Below are 3,665 nucleotides of genomic sequence, written 5' to 3'. Positions count from 1 at the left end.
CGGCGAACTCGACTACCTAGGTCCGACGATCGAAAGCGTGCAGGGGCAGCCGTGGACGCTGCGGTACACCAATTCGACGAACGGCAATCCTCTCGCCGCCGATATCGACACCTCGCTGCACGGGATGAGCGAGAACGACCGTCACCTGACGCCGACGTCGTTGCACCTGCACGGAGGTATCACGCCACCGGACAGTGACGGGCACTCCGAGATGCTGGTGAGACCCGGGGAGTCCCTGACGCACAGCTTCCCTGGCCTGAACGACGCTGCTGGTCTGTGGTACCACGATCATGCGATGTCGATGACGCGCATCAACGTCTACGCCGGGCTTGTCGGCACGAATCTAGTTCGGGACCAATTCGATTCGGGACTGGCCGACAACTCGCTCGGATTGCCGTCCGGTGAGTTCGAGGTGCCGTTGGTGTTGCAGGAAAAGATCATGAATCCCGACGGTTCGATGAGCATCCGTTCGAATATCACGGTGCCGCAGGGCAAATGGGAGGGTGGCGGGACCGGCGACGTCGGAGTCGTCAACGGAATGATCTGGCCGACGATGGAAGTCGCACGCGGTCTCTATCGGTTCCGTGTCGTCAACGCCGGTTCCTACAGTGTGTGGAACCTGTTCTTCTCGAACAGGATGAAGTTCTGGGTGATCGGGAACGACGGGGGATTGCTCGACGCACCTGTCCATACCGACAGCATCCGGTTGGCGCCGGCCGAGCGGGTCGATGTGCTCGTCGATTTCGGTGCCGTGGAGCCCGGCGCCGTCGTCGAACTGCGCAACGACGAGCCGCCACCTGCCCAGGCCGCCTCGCTCGGTGCAGTCCCGATGCCGCTGTTCTGCCAATTCAGGGTGGCGTCGGGCCGCGGGTTCACAGGCGACGTCATGACGATGTATCGCGGTGGCAAAGGCCAGGCCGCATTGTTGCCTCCCGTGCCGACTCCTACTTTCACTCGAACCGTCACGGTCAACCAGCCGTCGGCCGGGTTGTCGATGGCGCCTCCGATGATGACGTTGAACAACCTGCGGTACAGCGATCCCGATATCGAAATGCCCGCCCAGGGCGCCGTCGAGCAGTGGAACATCGTCAATACGACACTCGAACCGCATCCGATCCATCTGCATCTCGTGCACTTTCGAACCCTCGGCCGGGCGCCGGTCGATCTCGCGGCGTACCAGCGCGACAACCCCCGACCGGGCATCGGCGTGAAATGGTCACCAGACGTAGAGCGCTACTGCACCGGGCCGACGGTTGCGCCCGCGCCGTGGGAAGCCGGCGCCAAGGACACCGTCAACACCTACCCGGGTACCGTGACGCGAATCCTTGTGCGGTTCCCGCGTGCCGAAGAACTCGGATTCGACCCCGACGCAACGTTTTCCACCGTATCGAGCCACCAAGTATCGAGCCATCACGCATCGGGCAATCATGGAAGCGGCTCGGAGTTGCAGGGCTACATGTGGCACTGTCACATGCTCGACCACGAGGATCACGAGATGATGCTGCGATATCGCGTACTGGGCTGATCGCACGCTTGGGTGGGGATGTCCATTCGCTGACCTCAGGCGGCGTCGGGTGCCGATCGCAGCCCCGTGAATTCCTTTTGTCATAGAAACGAAAGGAACGCACCGAAATCGATAACGGTTGGAATTCGATTGGACTACGTGTTGTGCACGATCCCGGGAGGTGTGGCTCAATTGATTCCTCTGTGTGGTGTCGGGGCCGAAGGTGGGGGTTGCGTGGACTACAAGCTGCTCGGCCCACTCCAAGTCCTGCGCAACGGTGAGCCCCTGCCGCTGGGAGGGCCGAAACAACGCGCAGTTCTTGCGGTTCTGCTGCTTTCCCATGGGCATGTCGTCGAGTTCGGCGCGATGATCGAGGCGGTGTGGAACGGGGATCCACCCGTCAAAGCGATCAGTTCGGTTCGTGCCTACGTGGCCAATTTGCGGCGGGTGCTCGGCCCCGAATCGTTGGTGACGACGTCGTACGGGTACCGACTCGAACTGGGGACGGGGGATCTCGATGTCGACCGCTTCGAATCACTGGCCGCAGCGGGACGCATCGAATCTCAGAACGGGAATCATGCTCGCGCGTGTGAACTGCTGAGCGAGGCGATGGATGTCTGGACCGGGCAGCCGCTGGAGGACCTGCGCGATCTGGCTGTCTCCGTGCATGAGACGCACCGCTTGGAGGAACTCCGCGCAGATATCGTCGAAGCGTACTTCGACTGCAGGCTCATGCTCGGACACCACGTCGACATCGTGGGACAGCTCGAGGATCAGATCGTGACATCACCGCTGCGGGAGCGGTTGTGGTGGCAACTGATGCTCGCGCTGTATCGCGCGAACAGGCGGGCCGATGCGCTCCGTGCGTTCGGACGGGTGGAACTGCTGCTGAAGGACGAGCTGGGTATCGAGCCCGGAGCAGCCTTGGTCTCGCTCGAAGCAGAGATCAGGCGACAGTCCGCGACCCTGGGGTGGCTCGAACCGGACGATGCCCCCGGTATCGTCGGGCCGCCCGACTCCTGCTTGTTCGGTCGGGACGCGGAGATGCAGAGGATCGACGACGCCCTCCTCAGCGCGCAGTGCGGCGTCGGGCGCGTCATCGTTCTGGCAGGGGAAGCGGGGATCGGGAAGACCGCGATCGCGGGTGAGGCAGTTCTACGGGCCGAGTCCGTCGGGTTCACCGCAGCGTGGTCGTGTCCGCCCGAGGGGATTCGTCAACCGCAATTGTGGTCGTGGGTGCAGGTGTTGCGCGCACTGGGAGACAATGCTGGGCGAGGGCAGCTCGCACGGGCGGCAGAGGTCATCGCGCCGCAGCTGCTGGAACTTCTGCCTGGGTGGCCGGTGCCGTCGAAAGCCAAGGAGCGCTACCGCGCCGACTTCCTGATTCTGGACAGCGTCGTACTCGCGCTTCATCGACTCGTCGAGGGTCATCCCACCCTGGTCGTACTCGACGATCTCGATCGAGCCGATCGCGCCAGCCGCGAGGTACTGCAACTGGTAGTCGGCAATCTACGTCAGCTTCCTCTCGTCATCGTCGCGACCTGGCAGGACAACGGTTCCGAGACTCGTTCTCGGCGTGGCTCTTTGGTTCGATTGACCAGCAAGTGCGACTCGACGCTGGTGCGGATCAGCGCGCTCGACGTCGACGCCACCGCGCGGATGGTTGTTCATGCCGGTATCCGGGAGCAAACGTTTCAGCTGGCCGAGTACATACATCGTCGGGCTGGCGGGAATCCTTACTACACAGCAGAAGTGATACGTGAAATCGGGATCGACGGCGTGCGTCGAGATGTCGTTCCCGATTCCGTTTCTGCGGTGATCCGCTCCCGAACTTCGACGCTTCCAAGCGAGACGCGGAAGGAGCTGCGTCTGGCGGCGGCACAGCCAGAAGAACTGATCGCGAGACCGTCGACGCATCTCGAACCAGCTCTTGCGGCAGGGCTTCTCGTGGAACTGCCGGACTCGAACGCTGTGCGCTTCATATGTCCTCTGGTTCGTGATGCGCTTGCCGCGCAGTGCACGCGCGCCGAACTTGCGGACGCCGTACGCGTCGATGCCACCCGCCTGGTGCGGGTGGCATCGACGTCTACCGACAATCGGTGGCAGCGGATGACCAGTTAGCTACGGCGTGATGGTCGTTTCGTCGTCCACTACCTGCGTA

General features: G+C 62.8%; 2 protein-coding genes. Both read left to right on the top strand.

Annotated features, from left to right (window positions below; genetic code table 11):
- The coding region (locus tag A2J03_RS24385) for a multicopper oxidase family protein (RefSeq protein WP_068379187.1) at nucleotides 1-1,525 on the top strand (1,525 nt) is incomplete at its 5' end.
- Between the two features lie 213 nt (nucleotides 1,526-1,738).
- On the top strand, nucleotides 1,739-3,625 hold the full coding sequence (locus A2J03_RS24380; protein ID WP_197480943.1) for an AfsR/SARP family transcriptional regulator: 1,887 nt from the start codon (nucleotides 1,739-1,741) through the stop codon (nucleotides 3,623-3,625).
- Nucleotides 3,626-3,665 lie beyond the last annotated feature (40 nt).

This window comes from Rhodococcus sp. EPR-157, from assembly GCF_001647195.1.
Lineage (GTDB): Bacteria > Actinomycetota > Actinomycetes > Mycobacteriales > Mycobacteriaceae > Rhodococcoides.
Note: the sequence above shows the minus strand (reverse complement) of the source record. Positions and strands in the feature narration are given on the sequence as shown.